Origin of the sequence: Moorena sp. SIO2C4, assembly GCF_010672485.1 — a bacterium.
Taxonomy (GTDB): domain Bacteria; phylum Cyanobacteriota; class Cyanobacteriia; order Cyanobacteriales; family Coleofasciculaceae; genus Moorena; species Moorena producens.
The window spans coordinates 1-2,496 of record NZ_JAAHGN010001081.1; the positions used below are offsets into that span (position 1 = coordinate 1).

At 47.6% G+C, this 2,496-nt stretch carries 5 protein-coding genes; 4 read left to right on the plus strand and 1 reads right to left on the minus strand.

The window, feature by feature from the left end; genetic code table 11:
• Positions 1-208 precede the first annotated feature (208 nt).
• On the plus strand, positions 209-778 hold the full coding sequence (locus tag F6K20_RS33925; protein ID WP_009149717.1) for a DUF1802 family protein: 570 nt from the start codon (positions 209-211) through the stop codon (positions 776-778).
• 188 nt (positions 779-966) lie between these two features.
• Positions 967-1,239, plus strand: coding sequence for a hypothetical protein (locus tag F6K20_RS33930; RefSeq protein ID WP_009149715.1), 273 nt, complete (start codon positions 967-969; stop codon positions 1,237-1,239).
• Here F6K20_RS33930 and F6K20_RS33935 read toward each other — a convergent pair.
• A complete protein-coding gene (locus F6K20_RS33935) occupies positions 1,236-1,424 on the minus strand; it encodes a hypothetical protein (protein ID WP_044494517.1) in 189 nt (62 codons plus the stop codon). The genes F6K20_RS33930 and F6K20_RS33935 overlap by 4 nt on opposite strands.
• A 130-nt stretch (positions 1,425-1,554) precedes the next feature.
• On the opposite strand from F6K20_RS33935, the gene F6K20_RS33940 reads away from it, so the two are divergent.
• Entirely contained in the window at positions 1,555-1,707 is a 153-nt protein-coding gene (locus F6K20_RS33940; protein WP_154659898.1) for a hypothetical protein, read from the plus strand.
• A gap of 154 nt (positions 1,708-1,861) precedes the next feature.
• A partial coding sequence (locus F6K20_RS33945; protein ID WP_287297719.1) for an AIR synthase related protein occupies positions 1,862-2,496 on the plus strand: 635 nt, incomplete at its 3' end.

Sequence of the window (2,496 nt, forward strand, 5' to 3'; positions counted from 1 at the left end):
CCTTGGGTCGCACCGCTCCCGACTCCCGACTCCCGACTCCCTCGGTGCGCGCCTCCTAGGACGAGTAAATCGCCCTTGGGTCGCACCGCTCCCGACTCCCGACTCCCGACTCCCGATTCCCGATTCCCTACTGAGAGTAATCTTGGCATTCTATCCTAGGAAAACGCAAACCTCTTATTGTTGTTGGAAAAATCCGATTACTAAACTTATGCTTTCAAGTACTACCCATGCCCTGAAAGAATGGGGTGTTGCGGTTGATGCCTTAGAAGCGGGCAAAACGATTATGCTGTTGCGCAAAGGGGGTATTCGTGAACAGGGCAACTGCTTCAGCGTGGCTCACCACCAGGTTTTACTCTACCCTACCTATGAGCATCAAAAGCCTAATTTGCTTAAACCTGACTATGCTGAACAAGTGAAACCTGTGCCCTCAGGTTGGCACCCGGAAACTGTTCGGATTGGTAGCTGGGCGTCTATTACTGATATTTTGCCGGTAACGGAGCAATCTACTATTGCTGCTCTGCTACCCTATCATATTTGGAATGAACAATTTGCCAGTGAGCGTTTGAAGTGGAAGCCACGTCAACCTTTATATGTATTGCTGTTGCGTACTTATCAGTTACCTGAGCCTGTGATCACTCCCTACCACCAAGAGTACGGAGGCTGTCGCTCATGGATTGATTTAGTTGAACCGATTTCTTACCAGGGAGTTGTACCGGTTTGGAATGATGGGGAGTATATCGAACAAGTCAGAGAAATTCGCAGTCTGATCGAGGATTGACTGGGAGCAACCACGCCACTTGCTCTGCGCACTCCCCCCAGTGGGCGCAGGGTCATCAAAGAAGATGGGTCTGAAACCCCGTCCTTCTAGGACGGCTTTGTGCTAAGATAGAAACGACGCAATGACCTAAAAAGAAAAGGTGAGATTCCTGGTAGTGGGACCCTTTGGTTAAAAGGTGGTTCACCGAAATGGAGACCCGGTTAAAGACTCCAATCCCAGCCCTCTATAAGCAAATAGTCTTTAAAGTCACGGGAATCAAACACTTTAAAAGTAGACTCAATGACAATATCTTGTCGGAGAGAGTAGAGGCAATTGGCACCGCCAAGTGGACTGCCGATTTCTTGGTACTACGGTACGGGAAGTCGATGTGGTTGTTACGAGCAATGCCCTTTTGGGTAACTCCTCGCTTTGAATCCCCGCGCGTTTACGCCGGGGAGTGTCAAAAGTGGATCCTAATTTAATAGCTCTGTCCGATCTGATACCCTTCTAGGTAAACTGGACTGTCGCTAGCTTCGGTTTGTCTTTCGAGACCGGCTAGGAGTCCTTGATTAAATAAAACGTATTCGATTGTGTCTGGGCTATAGCAATTGTATTGATAAACTAGGGTGGATACAGAGTAGGCTATATGATCGAAATTCCTAGACATAATGGATTTGCCTCCAATGGATACATTAATGGATAGATTGATACAGCTGCAGTTTTAGGGGTAATCAATGTTGTAAGTGACAGCTATGCTTCAAGAGTAATACGGGGAATATATCCGGGACATTACCCACGTGGGTGATTTTATTGTGGCTAAGGAATTGGCAAGGTATAGCAGAAGTCAGAAGTCAGAAGTCAGAAGTCAGAAGTCAGAAGTCAGAAGTCAGAAGTCAGCAGTCAGAAGTCAGAAGTCAGAAGTCAGAAGTCAGCTTAAAATAGGGGATTGACCTGTGGTCACCCTACGCGATGTTCCTTTGGATGTTTGCGATGTTCCTTTGGAACCGCTTCGCGAACGCAAACATCCAAAGGAGTCGAAGAAGTCTAGCTATTGATAGCAATAACTCTATAAAATTATCTCTGTGCCCTTTGTGCCAGAGTCATATGCCCACTAATTCCTCTACCTCCTTTTCCCCAGAAGAGATTGCTGCTGAAGGGTTAACCCCTTCTGAATATGAAGAAATTGTCCAGCGCCTAGGGCGTCATCCCAATAAAGCTGAACTGGGAATGTTCGGTGTGATGTGGTCGGAACATTGCTGCTACAAGAACTCCCGTCCTCTACTCAAGCAATTTCCCACAGAAGGCAAACGTATTCTAGTCGGTCCTGGGGAAAATGCTGGTGTTGTAGACTTAGGTGATGGGCTACAACTGGCCTTTAAAATCGAATCCCACAATCACCCCTCAGCGGTAGAACCGTTTCAAGGAGCTGCTACCGGAGTAGGGGGGATTCTACGGGATATTTTTACCATGGGAGCTCGCCCGATTGCGGTCTTAAACTCTCTGCGCTTTGGGAGTTTGGATAATGCCAACACTAGACGATTGTTTAATGGGGTAGTAGCAGGAATCAGTCACTATGGCAATTGCGTGGGTGTCCCTACAGTAGGGGGTGAAGTTTACTTTGACCGGGCATACACTGGTAATCCCTTGGTGAATGTCATGGCCTTGGGACTGATGGAAACTCCAGAAATTGTTACCTCTGGAGCCTCTGGGGTGGGGAATCCTGTGCTCTATGTCGGGTA

Coding starts and splice junctions, on each gene's coding strand:
- F6K20_RS33935 (WP_044494517.1), bottom strand. CDS start 1,424: ATGTCTAGGAATTTCGATCATATAGCCTACTCTGTATCCACCCTAGTT.
- F6K20_RS33925 (WP_009149717.1), top strand. CDS start 209: ATGCTTTCAAGTACTACCCATGCCCTGAAAGAATGGGGTGTTGCGGTT.
- F6K20_RS33930 (WP_009149715.1), top strand. CDS start 967: ATGGAGACCCGGTTAAAGACTCCAATCCCAGCCCTCTATAAGCAAATA.